20 protein-coding genes and 1 tRNA gene are annotated in these 20,255 nt (G+C 67.2%); 15 read left to right on the top strand and 6 right to left on the bottom strand.

What is annotated here, in order from left to right:
- Positions 1-10: 10 nt before the first annotated feature.
- Complete coding sequence (locus tag E4P24_RS06190; RefSeq protein WP_115802449.1) at positions 11-553, bottom strand: tRNA (cytidine(56)-2'-O)-methyltransferase; 543 nt, start codon at positions 551-553, stop codon at positions 11-13.
- Between the two features lie 141 nt (positions 554-694).
- On the opposite strand from E4P24_RS06190, the gene E4P24_RS06185 reads away from it, so the two are divergent.
- The 3 genes from E4P24_RS06185 to E4P24_RS06175 all read left to right on the top strand — a co-directional run bounded on the left by E4P24_RS06185 (position 695) and on the right by E4P24_RS06175 (position 3,014).
- Positions 695-1,642 carry an NAD-dependent epimerase/dehydratase family protein gene (locus E4P24_RS06185; RefSeq protein WP_188148247.1) on the top strand — a complete coding sequence of 316 codons (948 nt, stop codon included), beginning with the start codon at positions 695-697 and terminating at the stop codon, positions 1,640-1,642.
- A 118-nt stretch (positions 1,643-1,760) separates the two neighbouring features.
- Positions 1,761-2,507: a DUF2797 domain-containing protein gene (locus E4P24_RS06180; protein ID WP_115860077.1), complete on the top strand. Its 747-nt coding sequence runs from the start codon at positions 1,761-1,763 to the stop codon at positions 2,505-2,507.
- Between the two features lie 57 nt (positions 2,508-2,564).
- Positions 2,565-3,014 carry a hypothetical protein gene (locus tag E4P24_RS06175; RefSeq protein WP_188148246.1) on the top strand — a complete coding sequence of 150 codons (450 nt, stop codon included), beginning with the start codon at positions 2,565-2,567 and terminating at the stop codon, positions 3,012-3,014.
- 27 nt (positions 3,015-3,041) lie between these two features.
- Here E4P24_RS06175 and E4P24_RS06170 read toward each other — a convergent pair whose 3' ends face one another.
- Positions 3,042-4,148: a glycosyltransferase family 4 protein gene (locus E4P24_RS06170; RefSeq protein ID WP_188148245.1), complete on the bottom strand. Its 1,107-nt coding sequence runs from the start codon at positions 4,146-4,148 to the stop codon at positions 3,042-3,044.
- Positions 4,149-4,247: 99 nt separating this feature from the next.
- Complete coding sequence (locus E4P24_RS06165; protein ID WP_115860083.1) at positions 4,248-5,309, bottom strand: glycosyltransferase family 4 protein; 1,062 nt, start codon at positions 5,307-5,309, stop codon at positions 4,248-4,250.
- 109 nt (positions 5,310-5,418) lie between these two features.
- Between E4P24_RS06165 and E4P24_RS06160 the strand changes: the two genes are divergently transcribed.
- From E4P24_RS06160 to E4P24_RS06150, 3 genes are all read left to right on the top strand, one after another.
- Positions 5,419-5,694: a ribonuclease P protein component 4 gene (locus E4P24_RS06160; RefSeq protein WP_004063795.1), complete on the top strand. Its 276-nt coding sequence runs from the start codon at positions 5,419-5,421 to the stop codon at positions 5,692-5,694.
- 111 nt (positions 5,695-5,805) lie between these two features.
- Positions 5,806-6,054, top strand: coding sequence for a YhbY family RNA-binding protein (locus tag E4P24_RS06155; protein ID WP_115860085.1), 249 nt, complete (start codon positions 5,806-5,808; stop codon positions 6,052-6,054).
- Positions 6,051-6,959 carry a mechanosensitive ion channel family protein gene (locus tag E4P24_RS06150; RefSeq protein ID WP_004063797.1) on the top strand — a complete coding sequence of 303 codons (909 nt, stop codon included), beginning with the start codon at positions 6,051-6,053 and terminating at the stop codon, positions 6,957-6,959. The genes E4P24_RS06155 and E4P24_RS06150 overlap by 4 nt, the downstream gene beginning before the upstream one ends.
- 93 nt (positions 6,960-7,052) lie before the next feature.
- Here E4P24_RS06150 and E4P24_RS06145 read toward each other — a convergent pair whose 3' ends face one another.
- Entirely contained in the window at positions 7,053-7,865 is an 813-nt protein-coding gene (locus E4P24_RS06145) for an HD domain-containing protein (protein WP_004063799.1), read from the bottom strand.
- Between the two features lie 81 nt (positions 7,866-7,946).
- The gene (locus E4P24_RS06140) at positions 7,947-8,447 is read right to left on the bottom strand and encodes a redoxin domain-containing protein (protein WP_004043778.1); all 501 of its coding nucleotides are present in this window, start codon (positions 8,445-8,447) and stop codon (positions 7,947-7,949) included.
- A 259-nt stretch (positions 8,448-8,706) separates the two neighbouring features.
- Between E4P24_RS06140 and tatAt the strand changes: the two genes are divergently transcribed.
- The 9 genes from tatAt (at position 8,707) to E4P24_RS06095 (ending at position 18,375) form a co-directional block, all read left to right on the top strand.
- Positions 8,707-8,988 (top strand): Sec-independent protein translocase protein TatAt, encoded by a 282-nt coding sequence (gene tatAt / locus E4P24_RS06135; RefSeq protein WP_004063801.1) that lies wholly within the window; start codon positions 8,707-8,709, stop codon positions 8,986-8,988.
- A gap of 78 nt (positions 8,989-9,066) precedes the next feature.
- Positions 9,067-9,139 (top strand) — tRNA-Arg (locus E4P24_RS06130).
- A gap of 490 nt (positions 9,140-9,629) precedes the next feature.
- Positions 9,630-12,950: a type II/IV secretion system ATPase subunit gene (locus E4P24_RS06125; protein WP_188148244.1), complete on the top strand. Its 3,321-nt coding sequence runs from the start codon at positions 9,630-9,632 to the stop codon at positions 12,948-12,950.
- The gene (locus E4P24_RS06120; RefSeq protein WP_115860089.1) at positions 12,951-14,993 is read left to right on the top strand and encodes a type II secretion system F family protein; all 2,043 of its coding nucleotides are present in this window, start codon (positions 12,951-12,953) and stop codon (positions 14,991-14,993) included.
- The gene (locus tag E4P24_RS06115; RefSeq protein WP_115802442.1) at positions 14,993-15,493 is read left to right on the top strand and encodes a hypothetical protein; all 501 of its coding nucleotides are present in this window, start codon (positions 14,993-14,995) and stop codon (positions 15,491-15,493) included. The genes E4P24_RS06120 and E4P24_RS06115 overlap by 1 nt, the downstream gene beginning before the upstream one ends.
- A complete protein-coding gene (locus tag E4P24_RS06110) occupies positions 15,487-16,122 on the top strand; it encodes a hypothetical protein (RefSeq protein WP_006600446.1) in 636 nt (211 codons plus the stop codon). Before E4P24_RS06115 ends, E4P24_RS06110 begins: the two co-directional genes overlap by 7 nt.
- Complete coding sequence (locus tag E4P24_RS06105; RefSeq protein WP_188148243.1) at positions 16,110-17,102, top strand: hypothetical protein; 993 nt, start codon at positions 16,110-16,112, stop codon at positions 17,100-17,102. The genes E4P24_RS06110 and E4P24_RS06105 overlap by 13 nt, the downstream gene beginning before the upstream one ends.
- On the top strand, positions 17,099-17,608 hold the full coding sequence (locus E4P24_RS06100) for a hypothetical protein (protein WP_008609211.1): 510 nt from the start codon (positions 17,099-17,101) through the stop codon (positions 17,606-17,608). Before E4P24_RS06105 ends, E4P24_RS06100 begins: the two co-directional genes overlap by 4 nt.
- Entirely contained in the window at positions 17,605-18,375 is a 771-nt protein-coding gene (locus E4P24_RS06095; protein ID WP_188148242.1) for a hypothetical protein, read from the top strand. The genes E4P24_RS06100 and E4P24_RS06095 overlap by 4 nt, the downstream gene beginning before the upstream one ends.
- A 53-nt stretch (positions 18,376-18,428) precedes the next feature.
- Here the strand turns inward: E4P24_RS06095 and E4P24_RS06090 are convergent, their stop codons facing one another.
- Positions 18,429-19,940: a hypothetical protein gene (locus E4P24_RS06090; protein WP_144858696.1), complete on the bottom strand. Its 1,512-nt coding sequence runs from the start codon at positions 19,938-19,940 to the stop codon at positions 18,429-18,431.
- Between the last annotated feature and the right edge of the window lie 315 nt (positions 19,941-20,255).

Genomic DNA, 20,255 nt, shown 5'->3' with positions numbered 1-20,255 from the left:
GACGCTCCGATTACTCCTCGTCGGCCGGGACGACTTTCTTGCCCGTCGCCATCGGAACCACCCGGTTTTCTGCGTCCTCCCACTCGCGGTCGAGTTCGCGCCCGTCGAACAGGCGGTCGAGGAACACCGCGAGGCCCGCGACCTCCGAGTGCGGCTGGTTCGTGACGCCGACGTTCCAGTCCGCCCCCTCGTACACCTCGAAGGGGACTTTCTCCCCGCCGACGACGACGAGGAGCGGTTCCTCGGCGTGCGCCTCGCGGATGTCGGCTTCAACGTCCTGAACGCGCTCGCCGTACATCGTGAGATGGACGACCGTTCCCTCCCAGTTGCGGATGACGCCGTTGAGCGCCTCGGTGAGTTCGACCTCGAAGGGGCCGCCGAACCGGCCCGTGATGTCCTCGACCGTCTCCATCGAATGGCCGGCGTTGTCCGGGAGGATGACCCGGTCAGCACCGAGCGCGCGGGCCGTCAGGCCGACGTGCGTCGTCATCCGGTCGTCGCGCCCCGGTCGGTGTCCGTACCGGAGGACGGCGACCTCGGGTTCGTTGTGCATGTCTCTCCGAAGACGGCGGGGGAAAGTGGTGCTTTCGGAACGCGGGCGGCGGTCGCCGGGGACGGGTTGATGGGCGTCACCGACGCCCGCTCGCGGCCCGGAGGGGAAACGGACTTATCACTCGGCCGAATCATCTGTGCCATGTCGCTGGAACTCTCCGACAAGCGCGTCCTCGTGACCGGGGGCGCGGGACTCGTCGGCTCTCACCTCGCCGCACACCTCTCCGAGGACAACCACGTCGTCGTCGCCGACGACCTCTCGAAAGGCGCTCGGGAGCGGGTCCCCGACGGCGTCGAGTTCGTACAGGCCGACATGACCGACCCGGATGACGTCTCCGAGGCCGTCACCGAGGACCTCGATATCGTCTTCCACTTCGCGGCCTACACGGACACGAACTACGGCAACCCCCGACAGCTGTTCGAGGAGAACACCGAGATGACGTACAACGTCCTCGAACGGATGCAGGAGGTCGGCGTGTCGGATATCGCCTTCACCTCCTCGTCGACCATCTACGGCGAGGCCCCGCGACCGACGCCCGAGGACTACGCCCCCCTCGAACCCATCAGCATCTACGGCTCCTCCAAGCTCGCCGACGAGGGCCTGCTTTCGACGTTCGCCCACTCCTACGACTTCACGGTCTACATGTACCGCTTCGCCAACATCGTCGGCCCGAACCAGCGCGGCAACGTCATCCCCGACTTCATCGAGAAGCTCCTCGAAGACCCCGAGACGCTCGAAATCCTCGGCGACGGCCGACAGGAGAAGTCCTACCTCCACGTCGAGGACTGCATCGACGCGATGTGTCACGTCGTCGAACACGCCGACCGCGACTACAACGTCTACAACCTCGGCACGCGGACGACGACCTCCGTGACGACCATCGCCAACATCGTCGCCGACGTGCTGGACCTCGACCCCGAGTTCGAGTACACCGGCGGCGACCGCGGCTGGACCGGCGACGTGCCGAAGATGCGCCTCTCTATCGAGAAACTCTCGGCGCTCGGCTGGGAGCCCGACGGGTCGAGCGACCAAGCCGTCCGCCGCGCCGCCGAGGAACTCGCAGCAGAGCTTCGCGCCGAATACGAATAACGGCTGCCGACGCTCACAGCCGCGACCGACACCGACAATCGCGGCCGACGCCCGGGGCGACCCCGAAACCCGCCCCCGGAGCGAGCCACCTTTCTACCGCGACTCCCTACCCCGGAGCGTGCAGGTCGTCGGCTACGATACCGGAACCCCCGCGCTGCTCGTGAGCGCGAGCGACGGCATCGACTCGGTCGCGCTCGCCCCCGGCACCGAACTCGACTACCGCCTCGGCGACCGCCACTGCGCGGGCACCATCCACGACGACCGCCACGTCGCCTGCGACAATACTCGTGCGCCGTACTGTTCTGACCACCGCCACACGTGGGTCTGCGCGAAGTGTACGGGGACGTGTCTGAAAGACGAGATGGACTGCTACGAGGACCACGCGGTCTACCTCGCGGCGTTCGCCCCCGACACGTTCAAGGTCGGCGTCACCCGCGAGTGGCGGCTCGACACCCGCCTGCGCGAGCAGGGGGCGGACCGCGCGGCCCACGTCCGGACGTTCTCGGACGGCCGGGTCGCCCGCGAGTACGAGGCCGAACTGGCGACCGAGATTCCCGACCGCATCCGCGTCCCGACCAAAATCGAGGGGTTCGGCCGGTCGGTCGACGCCGCGGCGTGGGACGACCTCCTCGCCCAGTTCGACCCCATCGAGACGTTCGCGTTCGACTACGGCCTCGACCTCGACGACTCGCCGGTCGCAGAAACCGTCGCCACGGGGACCGTCCGCGGCGTGAAGGGGCGCGTGCTCGTCCTCGACCACCGCGGGACGGCCTACGCGGTGGACCTGCGCGACCTCGTCGGCCACGAACTCGACGACGGCGGGACGGACCGCGACCTCCAGTCGAGCCTCGGCGCGTTCGGGTGAGCGGTGCGGTTCTCAGAGACCGTCAGCACTTTCCGGGAGGACGGCCAATTCGCTCTCATGGCTGACGACGAACCCGCAGACGAGACGCAGACGCCCGACGAGGGCGACGACGGCGAAGAGGAGAAGTCGTTCCGCGAGCGGGTCGAAGAGATTCGACAGCGCCGCGAGGAAGAGCGCGAAGAGGGCGAGCGCCCCGACCCCGAAGAGATGATGGGCGGCGGCGGTCCCGGCGGCATGGGCGGCGGCGGCAACCCCTTCGCGCAGATGATGAGCGGCATGATGGGCGGCGGCGGCCCCGGCGGCATGGGCGGCGGCGGCATGGGCGGCGGCGGCATGGGCGGCGGTCCCGGCGGTATGGGCGGCGGCCAGAGCGGCCCGCGCGACCCGGAAAAGGGAAGCGGAAGCGACGAACAGCTCGTCCGCGAGGTCCGACAGCTCCGCGACGAGGTCCGTGACGTGAACCGCGAACTGCGACGCATCGCCGACGCGCTCGAAGACCGCGACTGACGCGGTTTCGCAGTCGGTCTCGCTGTTTTATTTCGACGCCAATCGGTCGTAGAGCGCCGCGAGTCGGTCGACAGAGCGGTCGACGCTCACCTCGTCGCGGCGGTCGAGACAGCGCGCGCTGAGTGCCTTCCGCTCCGCCAGCGCCCGCCGAATCCCGCGGCGGAAATCCTCCAAATCCCCGGACTCGTAGTGATAGCCGGTCACGCCGTCGAGGACGGTGTCCTCCAGCGCGCCCTCGTTGACGCCGACGACGGGCGTCCCGCAGGCGTTGGCCTCCAGCGCGACGAGCCCCTGCGTCTCGACCGGGCTCGGGAAGCAGAACACGTCGAGCGCGGAGTAGAACGCCGGCAGCTCCTCGCGGTCGAGGAAGCCGAGGAAACGAGCGTCCACGCCGAGGTCGTCGGCGAGGGAGGATAGCTCGTCGCGTGCGGGCCCGTCGCCGCCGAAGACGAGCGTCGCGTCGAGGTCGGCCGCGGCCCGGACGAGTTCGTCGAGGCGCTTCTCGTAGCCGTGCCGACCCGTGTAGCCGATGAGCGGGCCGTCACCGAGGTCGTAGCGGCGGCGAAAGTCGCCGCCCTCGACGGGTTCGAACCGCTCTACGTCGATGCCGTTCGAGAGGACGACGATTTCGGCCTCGACGCCGACCTCGTCGACCAGGCGGCGCTCGGCGTCCTCGCTCGGGACGATGACCGCGTCGGCGCGGTCGAAGAACCACCGCTCGTAGCGTTCGGCGGTGCGCTCGACGCCGCGCTCGATAGCGCCGACGGAACTGAGGTACTCGGCGTACTCGCCGGTCGGGGTGTGGTAGGTCGCCACGAGCGGGAGGTCGCGCCGGCGGGCGAGTCGGAGGCCGGCCAGTCCGAGGCCGAACGGGGTGTGGGCGTGGACGACATCCACGTCGTCGACGGCTCCCGGAATCCGCGGCGCGCCGATTCGAATCCCCTCGTAGAACGGGAAGGGAAGGCTCCGGACGCCGTACTCGCCCGGTTCCGGGTCGTAGTCGTCGTCCGCCGGGAACACCACGTCCATGCGGCCGCCGCGGCGGTGCCACCGCTCGCGCCACGTCTGAATCGTGTAGGTGACGCCGTTGACGGTCGGCAGGTACGTGTCCGTGAACGCGGCGACCGACTGCATGGCCGTTCGTGCGACTCCGACGGGATAAACCGTTGTGACTTCCCGCTGGACTGTCGTGTGTTAGCGTGCCAGCTTCCAGATGGTCGAGTATCTCGCCGGTCAGCCTTCGAGTCGCCCGGCCAGCGCGTCCTCGTACGTCTCGACGAGCCTGTCGCCGACGCGGTCGAGGCTGTGTTCGGCGGCGGTCTCGCGGGCGTTCTCGCCGAGCCGTCGCCGGAGGTCGGGGTCGCGGGCGAGGAGGTCGAGCGCCCGGCGGAACTCCGCGTCGGTCGAACACTTCAGGCAGTCGTGGCCGTGGGTGTAGAACTCCTCGAACACCGGGATGTCGCGGAGGACGACCGCCTTCCCGCAGGCCATCGCTTCGAGGACCGCGATGCCCTGATTTTCGTTTTTCGTCGCGAACAGATAGACGTCGCCCGCGCCGAACGCGCCGCGGATATCGTCTATCCAGCCGGTGAACGTGACGTTCTCGGGAGCGTTTTCGACCCAGTACCGCACCGTCTTCGAGGCGTGCGGGCCGGTGTCGTAGGGGCCGAACCACGCGAAGTCGTAGTCGGTCTCCTGCGCGAGCGTGCAGAACGTCGTGAGCCCCTTGCGCTCGAAGACGTTGCCGACGGTGAACACGGTCATCCCGTCGAGGTCGTACTCCGCTCGGTACTCGTCGCGGAGGTCTTCGAAGCCGTCGAGCGCGTCGGTGTCGACGCCGTTCGAGACGGGGCGAATCGGCGCGTCGACCGGGTAGGATTCGAGGGTTCGCTTCGTGTACTCGGAGGGACAGAGCACCACGTCGGCCTGCGAGTAGAACCACTTGAGGTACTTCCCGAGGGCGGGGGCGACCGCGGTCGACCCGCGGAAGCTCTCGGCGAAGTCCTCGCGGGTGACGTGCGAGTGGAGGACGAGCGGGATGTCGTTGCGTTTGGCGTGTCTGGCCACGGCGAGCGAGCCGGGGCCGATGAGGTTGCAGTGGGCCACGTCGTAGTCGCGGACGACCCCGTCGCCCCGCAGGAGGCCCGCGGCACCCGCGGCGACCGACTCGGGCCACGGGGAGGTGACGACCTCCACGTCGGTCGTGGCGAGGGCCGCCCGCTGCTGGTCGGTGGCGGTGCCGATGCCGCTACGGTCGAGTTGCGAGGCGAACTCGAGGTAGTTCAGGACGCGCACAGTCGCCGTTTTTCCGGCCGGGGTATCACAGTATCGGCTTCGGTTCCTCGGTGTCGGTCCCGCGTCGCGGTTCGGAACGTCTTTGTTCGGGCCGCTCGCCCGAACGTGTATGAACATCGCGGAGGAGCGCATCGACCGACTCCACGCCCTCGCCCGCGAGGCGGCGAGCGACCGCGACCACGACCGCGCCCGGGAGTACGTCCGCCTCGCCCGTCGCGTCGCGGAGCGGAACCGCTGCGGCCTCCCCAGAGCGTTCCGCCGGTTCACCTGCGACGACTGCGACGCCTACCTCCGCCCCGGCGTCAACGCCCGCGTCCGGACCCGCGCCGGCGGCCACGTCGTCGTCAGGTGCGACTGCGGGGCGACGAAGCGCTATCCCTACTGACCGCCCGACGGCGATTTCGGTAGAATCGCCCCGTTCCCGCGTGTGTACGACAACCAAACGGCCGCCAAAGCCTTACTATTGAAGCCCTCTGGCACATAGTGGAGGCCACACATGAACACGCAGGAGCTGCGGAAGGAGGCCCACGACCTCGACGTGACCGTCTGGGTGGGTAAGAGCGGCATCGAATCGGTGGTCGGCGAACTCAACGACCAGCTGGCAGACCGGAACCTCGTGAAAGCGAAGTTCCTCCGGGCGGCGCTCGGGGGCACGACGGTCGACGAGGTCGCCGCTGATCTCGCGGAGCGCGTGAACGCGGACCTGATAGAGACCCGGGGGAAGACAGCGGTCTACCACCGATGAACGCGCTCGCAGTCCCGCTCCAACTGCAGGGTGACGGCGGTGCTGTCGGCCGGATTCTCACCCAGCAGAACGTCCCGTACGCCGAGACGCTCGGGACGCTCTTGGGTCTCGTTCTCGGCTTCGCCGTCGTCTACATCGTCGGCAAGGCCGTCGTGTCGTCCGCGCTCAACCGCGTCCTCGACCGGCGCGGCGCGGACGAACACGCGAAAAAGCCCCTGATGAAAATCGCGACCCTCGTCGTGGCGTTCGTCGCCCTCGGCGCTGGGTTCGCGTTCGCCGGCCTCGGCAACATCCTGCAGTCGCTCGCCACCATCGGCGCGGCCGCGACGCTCGCAATCGGCTTCGCCATGCAGGACGTCATCGCCAACTTCGTCGCCGGCATCTTCATCTTCACCGACAAGCCGTTCCGCATCAACGACTGGATTGAATGGGACGGCAACTCCGGTATCGTCGAAGACATCTCCTTCCGCGTGACGCGGGTTCGCACGTTCGACAACGAACTGCTCACCGTGCCGAACTCGCAGCTCACCGACGGCGTCATCAAAAACCCCGTCGCGAAGGACAAACTCCGCTTGCAGGTGCCGTTCGGCATCGGCTACGACGACGACATCCAGCAGGCGACAGACATCATCCTCGACGAGGCCGAAGCGCACGACGGCATCATGACGACGCCCGAGCCGTCGGTCAGGCTGACCGAACTCGGTGACTCGTCGGTCACGCTCAAGTCGCGCATCTGGATTTCCCAGCCCAGCCGCGCCGACTTCGTCAAGACCCGCGGCGAGTACGTCACCGCCGTCAAAGAGCGGTTCGACGAGGAGGGCATCGACATCCCCTACCCGAACCGCACCCTCAGCGGCGAACTCTCGGTCGGCGGCGCAGAGCGCCTCGCGCAGTCCAACGACTGAGGCACACGACCGACCGCGGGGGACCGCCCCGCCCGGTTCACACGCCGACTCGCCTTTTTCACACCCGATTCGACAGCGCCGCGACAGCGCCGGTTAGAGTTCGATGCGCTCGACGAGCCGGTCGTCGGACTTCGTGTTGACCGCGACGATGCGGACGTGGTCTTCGAGGCCCGAGCCGTCGAGTTTCGCCTTCAGGAGGTTGTCGACCTGATAGACGCCGGCGGCGTTGAGCATCTCGATTTCGACGAGGACCGCCGACTCCTCGCCGGGCTTGAGGACGACGTCCTTGATGGCGCGACTGGAGAGCGTGTTGATGCCGCGGCCGCCCTTCTCGTAGGGGATGCGCGACCGGCCGCGCTCCATGTCAAGCGCGTCGGCGACGCGGATGACGCCGGCTTCGAGCGTGAGCGGGTCCTCCTCGCGGTGGTGACAGAGGATGGCGTGGAGGACTTCGGCCTTGATGCGGACCGCGTCGGCGAGGTCGTAGAACTCGGGGAGGAAGCGGTCGAGGACGTCCGACGCGAGCGGAATCGAGTAGTAGGCGTGGTTGTCGCGGTGGACGACGTGGCCGATGTCGTGCAGTTGCGCCGCGAGAGCGATGATGACCGGCTCGTCGGCCTCGTCGAGCCCCTGTTCGGCCGCGCCGTTGAACTCGCAGCCGCCGGCCTTGAGCAGGTCGTACAGTCGGAGTGCGCGGTTGAGGACGATTTCGATGTGCTTCGGGCCGTGGTCGTTGTAGCCCTTGCGCGTCACCGCGTTGACGTTCTGCGCTTCGAGGAGCGTCGTCACCTCTTCGTCGTCGAGGAGCACGGGGAGCACCTCGTTGAGCTTCTCGTCGGGGAAGGCGTGGTCCGCCTCGGGGTCGTAGACGCGGCCGCCGTTCAGGGTGTCTTCGGTATCGCTCATGACCCGCAAGGTAGTCGCACGGAGAGAAAAGGACTTGGGCTCCGAATCAGGTGCGCTACCGCGTCACGCTGTGTCTCGGTCCTACGCGGCCTCGCTCGGCGCTTCGAGTTTTCCGGCGGCGGCCTCGACCGCCTCGTAGTCGGGTTCGACGCCGGGGTCGTCGCTGACCCACGCGTAGGTGACCTCGCCGTCGCCGTCCACGACGAACACCGCGCGCTTCGCCACGCGGTTGACGCCGAGGTCCGCGAAGTCCATCGCCACGTCGTAGGCGTCGACGAGTTCGCGGTTCGTGTCGCTGATGAGGCCGAAGTTGAGGCCGTTCTGCTCGGCGAACTCCGTCAGCGTGAACGGCGTGTCGATGCTGATACCGTACACCGTCGCGCCGACGTCCTCGAAGTTCGCCATCTGGTCGCGGAACGTGCACATCTCGGTGGTGCACGTCCCGGTGAAGGCCGCGGGGAAGAACGCGAGGACGATGGGCGCGTCGTCGAGATTCTCGGAGAGCGTGAACGACTCGATGTCGCCGTCGATGTCGGTGAGCGGTGCGGTGAAGTCCGGGGCGGCGTCGCCGACTGATACCATACGAGGGTGTTCGACTCCGCCCACATTATTTCACCGTCGGCGGAAATTCAGGGGTACCGCCGACGGCGGGCTCGCTGGCCGCCCCCGCAGCGGCCGACCGACTGCGCTCGACACACCGGCCACAAGCTTTTCGTAGGAGTGACGCGCCGAGACGTGTCGATTCGGCGGATGCGGGCGTTCCGACGCGCCGATATTCCGTCTTTCCAGAACCCGTAGAAGGCAAAAAGCCTATAATTGCCACTAGGTAACGCAGAAATAGATGTTCGAGACCATCACCCCACTGTTCCCGGGACTCCCGGGCGGGCCCGAGCTGCTCGTCGTGCTGCTCATCGTCGTCTTGCTGTTCGGCGCGAACAAGATTCCGAAGCTCGCTCGGTCCTCCGGGCAGGCCATCGGCGAGTTCCAGCGCGGCCGCGAAGAGATCGAAGACGAACTGCAGGACATGACGGGCGACGACGACGAAGACGAAGACGACGCGACCAGCGAGAGTTCCGCCGACTCGGTTTCGACCGACTCGGTTTCGACGGAATCGTCGAACTGACCACAGCTCACTGTCTCTCTTCTGTCCGCCCAGCGCGAACCACGCGATTTTTGACCGATCCTGAGAGACAGCGCCGTGGGGCGTGTGGCCTAGTGGACAGGGCGAGAGGTTCCTAACCTCTCGATCGCGGGTTCGAATCCCGTCACGCCCGCTTCTCTCACTGCGTTCGTTCAGCGGGCGTTCCTGAGTCCCACTTCACTTCGCTCGAGGGACTCCCGTCACGCCCGTGGTCGTGACGGCGGAGCGAGTCCGATAACGCACCATGCGGGATTCGTAATCCTACGAGACGAGCGAAGTGAGTCTCGGTCCGGTTCGAATCCCGCCGCGCCGACCTCTCTCACTTCGTTTGTTCGGGCGACGCCGCGTACATCGCAACCGCTCCGCGTGTGCTCAATCCCGTCACGCCAGACGCTCTCACGTCGTTCCTGACGCTGCCGTTCCTGCGTTCCACTCGCTTCGCTCGCGGGACTCACGCCATACGCCGACCCTGCTGGAGATAAATCCCTACTTTAACGGTGCGCTCGGCCGGGGAGTCGATACCGACCCTACATAAATGAGTATAAAAATAGAACTTAAACAGACCTTAAATTGTGAGTTAATTGGGAAAAAGACTTTTCCATCGGCCCGAATACCCGGTGACAATGGCAACCGACGACGCCGACGGAGGAGACCAACAGGCGTTATCCGGCGATGTGACGTCGCCGGCGGAGAGTGACGCCGCTCCGAAGCAGGCGTCGAACGCGCGCGTCGGGTCGTACACGTGGGCCGACTTTCTCGACGAGTACGGGAGCGACGGCGATGTCGAATCCCTCTACGGGAGCGACCCGCGGACGCAACGCGACGCGCCCGGTACGTCCCGGTGGGAAGACGACGACGGGTCGGCGTCGACGCCGACCCGGGCCGACTGGGACCGCGTCGGCCTCGACCCCGAGGAGTATCTCGACTGTCACCCGGTCGACGTGGCGGCGTTCGTGGGCGACCGCGGCGCGCACGCGAAGAACCTCAATGAGCAGTTCGAAGCCTTCTGCGACCCCGAGACGACGCCCGTCGTCAAGGGCGTCTGGCTGTGGGAACACTACAAACGCGAGTACTACTACGAGGACGACGGCGCTCGCCCGCGGGATTCGGCGGGCGAAATCGTCCCCTTCGACGGCGAGGCGGCGCTGGGCTTCGACCCCGACCACATCGAGAACGCGGTCGCGCGGGCCGGCCAGCGCGCCGAGGAACTGGCCGCTGTCGTCGACGAGCGAACGGTCGACGTCGACCCCGAGTTCGACGAGGACGCGTTTTTCTCCAGCGTCGACGGCACGACCACGCTGGCGAACCGCTACGACCTCGAAAAGGCCGTCCCGGTGGAGAAGAAGACGCACTTCCGCGAGGTCGAACGGTACTGGGTGAACAAACCCTACGCGTTCGTCATCATCTTCCACTCCGTCAAGGAGAACGAAAAGAAGTACTACGTCGTCGAACCGCACCTGAACCGCATCGAAGACGACCTGACGGAGTTCCTCACCAACAAGCTTCGGACCGCCATCAAGTACGGCGACGACAGCGTCGTCGAGGGCGGCCGCGACAACCGCGGGCGGGTCATCGAGGCCGAGACCTACGAACTGCTCTCGCGGTACGACCTCTACGACCCGCCGGCGTCGGCGTCTGCGGCCGCGGCGGCCGGAGACGACGGTTCGACCGCCGACGCGGCCGCTGACGCTGACGGCGCGGCGGAGTCGTCGGGCCTCGCGTCCCGGCTCGGACTGGGCGGTCTCTTCGGCGGCGGCAACGGCTCGTCGGCCGACGGTTCGACGACCGCCGCGACCTCCGGGCGGTTCGGCGGTCTCGGTTCTCGGTTGGGGCTGAACGCAGTCTTCGGCGGTCGCGCACGAACCGCCGACGAGGACGAACCGCTCGGCGGCATCGACGGCATCGCGGCCCGACCCGAGTCCGCGGTCCTCGCCGACGACGCCGACGTCCTGAACGACTACCAGGTGCGGAAGCTCCAGTACTACCTCCGCCGCGACTTCATCGGCTACGAGCGCATCGACGGCATCAAACACGACATCAACGTCGAGGACATCTCCTGCGACGGCTACAACTCGCCGGTGTTCGTCTACCACTCCGACTACGAGCAGATCATCTCGAACGTCTACCACGGCGAGGGCGAACTCGACGACTTCGTCGTGAAACTCGCCCAGCGCTCGGGGAAGGGCATCTCGAAGCGCCGCCCGCAGGTGGACGCGACGCTCCCCGACGGGTCGCGCGCACAGCTCACGCTCGGCCGCGAGGTGTCGGACCACGGGACGAACTACACCATCCGCCAGTTCAAGGACGTTCCCTTCACGCCAATCGACCTCATCAACTGGTCGACGTTCTCGCTGGAGGAGATGGCGTTCCTCTGGCTCTGCATCGAAAACGACAAGAGTCTCATCTTCGCCGGCGGCACGGCATCGGGGAAGACCACCTCGCTCAACGCCGTCTCGCTTTTCATCCCGTCGAACACGAAAATCGTCTCCATCGAGGACACCCGCGAGGTCGAACTGCCCCAGCGCAACTGGATTGCCTCCGTCACCCGGCCGTCGTTCGCGGACGACGACAAAGGCGACGTGGACGAGTTCGACCTGCTCGAAGCCGCCCTCCGCCAGCGCCCCGACTACATCGTCATGGGCGAGATTCGCGGCGAGGAGGGGCGGACGCTGTTCCAGGTCATGTCCACGGGTCACACCACGTACACGACGTTCCACGCGGACTCGGTCGGGGAGGTGCTCAAGCGGTTTACGACCGCGCCCATCAACGTCTCGAAGACGATGTTCACCGCCCTCGACCTCGTGTCCATCCAGACCTCGACGCGGGTCGGCGGCAACAAGGTGCGCCGGAACAAATCGCTCACCGAAATCAACCACTACGACCCCGAAAACGACGAGATTAACGTCCAAGACGTCTACCAGTGGCAGGCCGAGACCGACGAGTTCCTCCAGATGGGCTCGTCGAACACGCTCGAAGAGATAAAGTTCGACCGCGGCTGGAATCAGGAGACGGTCGAACTGGAGATATTCAAGCGACAGGTCATCCTCGCGTACCTCATCGACCGCGGGCTCAACACCTACACGCAGGTCGCAGCGACGTTCCAGGCGTTCATCAACGACCAGGACACCATCCTCGGGCTGATGGCGACCGACGACCTCGAACGCAGCCTCGAAGACCTCCGGGAGATGGAATCGGTGCACATCAACATCGACCCCGACAGCGAGGCGATGGTCCCCCGGCCCGACCCGCCCGAACACGTCCGGCAGTTGGCGAAGGATATCCTCCGCCGGGCCGAAGACGAACTGTTCCCCGACTACCGCGACCGCGACGTGGGCGAGGTCGCGGAGGCGCTCAACCACATGCGCGACGCCCCGGACGTGGAGGCGACCCCCGGCGAGCGGGACGAACTCGACTCGCTCGACGCGTCGAGCGGCGACCCAGAACTCGACGAGGGGCGCGACCGAGCCGAACTGGACGCGGGCGACGACACGCCCGAAATCGACGGCGACCGCGGCCCCTCGTCGCTCGACGGCGAGAGCGAGACGCCGGCGCTGGACGCGGGACGCGACGCCGACGAGGGCGACACCGACGACACCGCCCCTGACGACACCGACGCCGACGACGAACCGGGCGGTTTCGGAGACGACGACGGCCCGTTCGGGTTCAACGACGACGGCGTCTCGTTTTCCGACCCCAACGACGGCGCAGACCTCGACGACTTCTTCGGCGCGTTCGGTATCGAGGGGGAATCGGAGTCGGGAGCGGAACCGGGGTCGGAATCGGGGTCGGAGTCGGGGTCGCCCGCGGACCCGGACGACGAACCGAGCCGAAGCGACGAGGGCGGCCACGAAGACGAGACGTGGGGCGGATTCGAGGCGGTCGATGCCGACGACCCCCCGGACGACGCGGGCGAGCGCGGCTCCGACTCCGGCGAGGGAGCGTAGATGAGCAATCTCGACTCGAAGACCTCGGGCGGGCTCGACCGCAGTACCGACACCCTCGGCGACGCGTTCTACCCGCTGTTTCAGCTCCTCTTCGACGAGGACGGAGAGTTCGTCTCCGACATCGAAACGAAACTCCAGCAGGCCCGGATGCCCGACACCGTCGAACTCTACCTCTCGCGAGCGCTCGCGGTCGGCGTGCTCGTCGGGCTCGTGTCGTGGCTCGTCGGGATGCTCGTCGGTTACGGCGTCTTCGCGCTCGGGCTCGTCTCGGCGGACTCGGTGAGCCTCGGGATTCCGGTCGGGAGCGAGGCCACGGCGGACACGCTTCGGTCGCTCGCGATGCCCGCGGCGGTCGTCGTCTCGGGGCTCGTCTTCGGGTCGCTCGGCTTCGCCGGCGGGTTCGGGACGCTCGTCGCCATCCCGTACTCGACGGCGTCCGCCCGCAAACGCGAGATAAACATGCTCCTGTCGGACGCCGTCTCGTTCATGTACGCCCTCTCGGTGGGCGGGCTGAACCAACTGGAGATTCTGGAGGCGATGGCCCGTGCCGAAGACACCTACGGCGAGGTCTCTCGGGAGTTCCAGAGCATCGTCCAGGAGACGGAGTACTTCGGGACCGACTACCGCAACGCCATCCGCCAGCAGGCGCTTTTGACCCCCTCCGACGAGCTCTCGCAGTTCCTGACGGACATGCTCTCTATCGTCAACTCCGGCGGCGACATGCAGGGCTTCCTCGACGACAAGAAGGACAAGCACCTCCGAACCGCGAAACAACAGCAGGAACAGACGCTGGAGACGATGGAGCTGTTCGGCGAGATGTACATGACGCTGTCGCTGTTCCCGCTGCTTCTCATCATCATCCTCGTCATCATGAGCATGCTCGGGGAGGCCCAGTCGAGGCTGCTGTACGCGACCGTCTACGGGCTCATCCCGCTGACCGGCGTCGGCTTTCTCGTCCTCGTCTCGACGGTCAAACAGGACGAAATCGGCGACGGCTTTCTCAGCCCCGACGACGAGAGCGACCGCCTGCAAGGCCAACAGCGCGAGGGCCTCGTCCACATGGGGCTCGTCGAGAGCTACGTCGGCGAGTTCAGCCTCTTTTCGCGCATCAAGTCCCGCGAGGGGACGTTCAAGACGAAAGAGCTCCTGCGCCGCCCGCACCTGTTTTTCAAGCGGCATCCGCTTTTCACCCTCGCGTTGACGGTCCCGGCGGCGCTCGCGCTCCTCGGCGTCTCCGTCGCCGGCGGGGCCGCCCCGACGACGTGGGACGGGATGATTGCCAACCCCGTCTGGGGGACGTTCATCTGGTTTTACGTCCCGGTCTACCTCGTCGCGGTGCCGCTGACCGCCTTCCACGAGTGGAACGTCCACTCGCGGGCGGCCATCACCGGAAAGCTCTCCGACAACCTCCGCAAGCTGTCGAGCGCGAACGACACCGGCCAGACGCTCCTCGAATCCATCAAGACCGTCTCCGACACCTCCTCGGGGAAGCTCGCCGACGAGTTCGAGGTGATGCACGCGAAGGTCCACTACGGGATGAGCCTCAAGGAGGCGCTCGTCGAGTTCAACAACAAATACCACATCCCGCGGCTCGCCCGGACGGTCAAACTCATCACGAAGGCACAGGAGGCGTCGAGCCAGATTACCGAGGTGCTGACGACCGCCGCCCAAGCCTCCGAGAACCAAGACGACATCGAGCGCGAGCGCATCTCGCGGACCCGGATGCAGGTCGCCATCATCCTCATGACGTACGTGACGCTGCTCGCGGTGATGGCCATCCTGAAGACGCAGTTCCTCGACGTGATGGCCGGGCTCTCGTCGCAGGCGTCGAGTTCCGGCGGCGCGACGACCGGCGGCCCGAGCTTCGGCGGCGGCATCGACCCCGACCTGCTGTCGCTTCTGTTCTTCCACGGCGTCACCATCCAGGCGATGCTGTCCGGGTTCATCAGCGGCTACATCCGCAACGCGGACCTTCTGTCGGGGGTCAAGTTCGTCGTCATCCTCCAGACGCTGTCGCTCGCGGTGTGGATGGTGGTCGGCTGATGCGGCGACGCGGCGGCGACGACGCCCGCGAGACGAGCGGTCGGAGCGCCCGCGCCCAGACGACCATCGACTTCGCCGTCGGCGTCGGCATCTTCCTCCTCGCGGTCGCGTGGGTCGTCGGCACCATCCCGCAGATTCTCGACCCCTTCGAGGCCGAACAGGACCGCCCGCTCGTCGCCAACCGCGCCGCCGACTCGCTCACCCAGCGCCTGCTCGTCGACGACGAGAACCCCGACGTGCTCGACCCGGTCTGTACCGCGGCGTTCTTCGACGGGGACTCGCCCGACGAGCCCCCCGGCGACTGCGACTACGGCAGCGCCGACCCCAACGCCGCGACCGGCATCGGCGCGTCCTACGGGCTCAACGTCACGCTCTCACAGAACAGAAGCGTCGTCGAGACGACCGGCGAGCCGGTCCCGACCACCCGGAGCGTCGTCACCGCCCGGCGGGCCGTTCTCCTCGACGGCGACCTCCACGAGCTATCGGTGAGGGTGTGGTGACCGTGTCCCGCGCACAGGCCCACGCGCTCGAAGCCATCGTCGCCGCGATGGTGCTTCTCGCCAGCGTCACGTTCGCGCTGCAAGTGACCGCGGTGACGCCCCTGACCGCGAGCACGTCGAGCCAACACATCGAAAACCAGCAGGCCGCCGTCGCCGACGGCGTCCTGACGGCGGCCGCCGAGACCGGCGCGCTGAAGCGAACGGTGCTGTTCACGAACCCCGAAAACGGGAGCTTCTACGATATCGACGCGCGCGGCTACTACGTCGACGGCGGCCCGCCGACCGCCTTCGGGGAGATGCTCGACGAGTCCTTCTTGGACCGCGGCATCGCGTTCAACGTCTACCTGCACTACTTGCGCGACCGGGAGGTCAGGCGGACGACTCGCCTCGTGTACATGGGCGAGCCGAGCGACCACGCCGTCTCGCGGACCCGACTCGTGACGCTCGCTGACGACGACGCGCTGACCGAACCGGGCACGTCGCCGGGCGGCGACCCCCGCGCGGTCGAGACGACGAAGACGCTCGAATCGGTCGCCGCCGAGACCGACGAGACGTACTTCATACAGGACGGGAGCGCGGGACCGCTCTACGCCGTCGTCGACGTGGAGGTGGTCGTATGGCGGATGTGACCGACGCGTTCGAGCGCGCGAGCGACGCGGCTGACGACCTCCCACGTCTCGGCGGCGACGACCGCGGCCAGCTGATGCTCGTCGCCGCGCTCGCAATCGCGGTGCTCCTCGTCGGCCTCGCGCTGACGCTCAACACCGCGATTTACACCGAAAACCTCGCCACGCGCACGACCGACACGAACCTCGACGGCGCGGTGAATCACGGCGGCGCAGTCGAGGCGGGAGCGGGGACGCTCCTCGACGAGGTCAACCGCGAGGGCGGCACGTACGGCGAACTCGCCGGTTCGTTCGACGAAGCGTTCGGCAACTGGAGCGACGCGGCCGCGACGCTCGCCGCGGTCAGGGGGGCCGCGACGGACGCCGAGCGCGTCAGCCACGTCCGAGGCACGCGAATCTCCCAGTCCGACGCGGCGCGGAACTTCACGGACAGGAACGAGACGGCCGACTGGACGCTCGCGAGCGACGTCGGCGTTCGCGGCGTCCGGTTCAACGTCTCGCGCGACTCGCTTTCGACGTCGAACGCGTCGTCGTTCCACCTCGTCGTCGACGACGAGACGAACGCGGTCGAAACCGCGGTCTACCGGGACTCGTCTCGGGTCTTCGTGGCCGTCGAGGACGCCGGTGGCGTGGAGACGACTTGTAGCGTCGCGGCCGACGCGGGTGACTACGTCACGATTGACGTCGCCGACGGCCGACTCAACGGGACCGCCTGCGACCCGCTCGACGCGGTCCACACCGACCTCGACGGCTCGGTCACGGTCTCGTATCGGAACGCGTCGGAGGCCGAGGGGACCTACGAACTGTACGTGAACGAGACGAACGCCACGGTCTTCGACGCGACGAAGTACGAACCCGCGGGAAGCGGGTCGTCGCCGGTCGCACAGGAGGCGCTGTACGCCGTCACCGTCTCGTACGTCTACGAGTCGGGCGAGACGTACGTCTCCCGAGAGCTTCGGGTCGCGCCGGGTGAGATTGCGTGACGCCGCCGACGCTTCCGGGCGACCGGGGTGACCGTGCTCGGCGCGAGAGGCGCGTGAGCCGCGCTCGGCCCCGCTCGACCGACCGCGGCGTCTCGACGGCGCTCGGCTACGTCCTCACGCTCACCATCACGGTCGTCCTCATCTCGGGGTTGATGGTCGCCGCCGGCGGGTTCGTCTCCGACGAACGCGAGCGAGTCACGGAGACGGAACTCGACGTCGTCGGCAACCGGCTCGCGGCCGGCATCGAATCGGTCGACCGAATCGGGGCCGCCCCCGGCGAGTCGCGGGTCGAGGCGAGGGTTCGGCTGCCGCCGCGAGTCGCCGGCACGACATACACCATCGAGGTGCTGCCGGCGTCGAACGAACTCGTACTTACCTCGACCGACCCCGAGGTGACAGTCCGCGTTTCCGTGGAGACGGAGACCTCGCTGGCCGCGAGCCGGGTCGACGGCGGCGACGTGACCATCACCTACGACCCATCGTCGGGCGTGGAGGTGGCGTCGTGAGCAATCGCGCCGTGAGCGACACGCTCGGGTTCGTCTTCGTCTTCGCCATCGTCCTCTCGATGGTCGGCCTCGTCACCGCCGTCGGGATGACCGGCCTCCAAGACGCCCGCGACGTCGAGCGCGTCAACAACGCCGAACGCGCCCTCGACATCCTCGGGGACAACATGGAGGACATCGCCGACCGCGGCGCGCCGAGTCGGGCGACCGAGGTGAAGCTTCAGGACGCCAGCCTGACGCTCGACCGGCCCGTCGAGTTCGTCGTCTCCGGCGAGCGGACGGGAGACCCGTCGGTCAACTTCACCAACACCTACGAGGTGTCGCCAATCGTCTACGAGAGCGACGCCAGCGACGAGCGAGTCGTCTACGCGTTCGACGCGCTCTTCCGGACTCGCGGCGACACCGGGACGTTCGTCCGGCGACCCTCGCTTGTGCTCACCGACGAGCGGGTGTTGATTCCGGCGTTCGTGACGCGGCCCGACGAGGAGGCGACGACCGCCGTCGGCGGGTCGGGAACGTTCCTCATCCGCGCCGACAAGGCCGCGAGCGACGTGTTGGCCGCGCGGACCGAGGGCTCGTACGACGTGAACCTGACCGTTCGCTCCCCGCGCGCGGCGCTCTGGGAACGAGAGCTATCGAGCCGCCCCGACGTGACCTGCGACGATGTGGTTGAGCCGCCGGACGCGTACCCGAGCGTCTCGTGTTACGTGAACGAGACGGCCCGCGTTCACGTCGTCTCGACGTCGGTCGACATGACGTTCGCCGACTGAGTCGAACCGGACCCGACTCGGACCGCGACCGTCGGGTGGGCGGGCGGACCCGCTCACTCGACGTCGACTTCGACCTCGTTTTCCGTGACGTGCAGGAAGGTGATGAACTGGCCGCCCTCGGCCTGGTCGTAGTCGAGTTCGCCGCGCGAGCCGGACTCGTCGACGCTCTGGCTGTTGCCCGGCCCGTCAGTGACGGTCAGTTCGAACTGCGGGGCGGCGAGCGAGAAGTAGTGGTTGACGACGAACGCCATCGAGGCGGTGTCGCCGTCGGCTTTCGAGAACGTCTGGCCGCTGTCGGCGGCGTGCTCGTCGAAGGTGACGCTGTCGTAGGCCTCGCCGTCCGTGATTTCGGGGGCGAACTGCCACTTGTTCTGGTTACCGAAGCCCTTGTCCGACTGAATGTCGCCGTAGGTCATCGTCTCCGAACTGGTGAAGTCGACGCTGAGTTCGGGGTTGCTCGCAGAGCAGTCGATGCTCACCGCGTCGCTCGTGTCCGGGTCGAGGTCGGTCGCCTGCCAGCCGTGGTACTTGCCGTCTTCGGTGGCGTAGTAGAGCGTCAGGTCGAACGTGCCGTCGTAGCTACCGCCCTTGCACTTGTCGTCCGCCTGCACGTGGAGTTCGAGGTCGCGCTGGTCGCCGTCGTAGTACATCCCCCACTCCATGTTCTGGAGGTGTTGGTCGTTCGAGAGCGTGAGCGTGAACGCCGAGACGTTGTGATTCCCGGCCATTCCGCGCACGTCGACCGAGGTGCCCTCGTTCGGCATCTGGAACTCGCCGACGAGGCCGAGTGTCTCCAGTTCCACGCTCGCGGTCTGGTTGGCGTCGTCGACCGTCACGGTCCCCTCGCTCCGCGACTCGAAGAACGCCGCCCACCCTCGGTAGTGGTCGCTGTGGACCGTCACGACGATTGTGCCGTTGCTGACCGGGTTGTCGTAACTGCCCGCTGTCTCGTTGTACGCCGCCGTCTCGTTCGGATAGATGCTCCGGGCACGTTTGGTCGCCGCGACCCGCGCCGACACGTCTCCTGACGACGACCCGTCGCCGGAGACACGGACGACCGGGAGCGTCAGCGTCGCCCCGCGGTAGTGGAACTCCGGCGGCGAGACCATCGTCGTGCCGCCGTCCTGCGTGCGCCAGACGCCGCCGCCCTCGTAGGCGATGCGGGCGTCGCCGTTGCGGTACTCGACGCTCCCGAGCGACTCGTTGTAAAGCGGTTGGTCGTCGCCGTCGTCGGTGTAGTTCTTGTGCGTGATGCTCAGCCAGCCGCTGTCGTCGTCGACGATGTAGGAACCGCCGCCGGTGCCGCTGAGGTCGACGTACTGCGTTTCGCCCTCGCCGAGCGCGGAGATGGCGACTCGCGAGTCGAACAGCGTCATCGAGTGCTCGGCGCGCGTCAGTTGGGACGCCTGTTTCGTCTCGTCGAGGGCGGGGCCGCCGAGCGCGACGACGGCAGTCGTCCCGGCGACCGTAATCGCTAACAGAAGCACCACGGCAATCGGCGAGGTCTGCGCCGTCCGGTCTCTGACGACGCGATAGACCAGTGGAACCCGGGGGCGACCGCTCATTACCTACCTGAAGGAGATGCGGGGTGAAAACCTCGCGGGGTACCTGACAGTCAGGTAAGTAGACCCGTCCGATAGGTATCTTCTCAGCGACGCCGAGATAGTTCCGGGACCGCGGGTGTGTAGGTCGCCGGACGCGGACTCCGAGACTGACGAGAGCCCACCGTAACAGGGTCTGGTCCCAGAACGTGGCGGACTCGCCGGGAGTCACGTGAGTGAAACGAACGTGACGTCGGCGAGTCCACGAACGGCTGACGGAGCGAAGCGACGGAAGAAAGTGAGTGGACTCGCCGGGACTGAGCAAACCGGAGGTTTGCG

Origin of the sequence: Haloferax sp. AS1 (genome assembly GCF_014530665.1) — an archaeon.
GTDB lineage: Archaea > Halobacteriota > Halobacteria > Halobacteriales > Haloferacaceae > Haloferax > Haloferax volcanii.
Note: the sequence above shows the minus strand (reverse complement) of the source record. Positions and strands in the feature narration are given on the sequence as shown.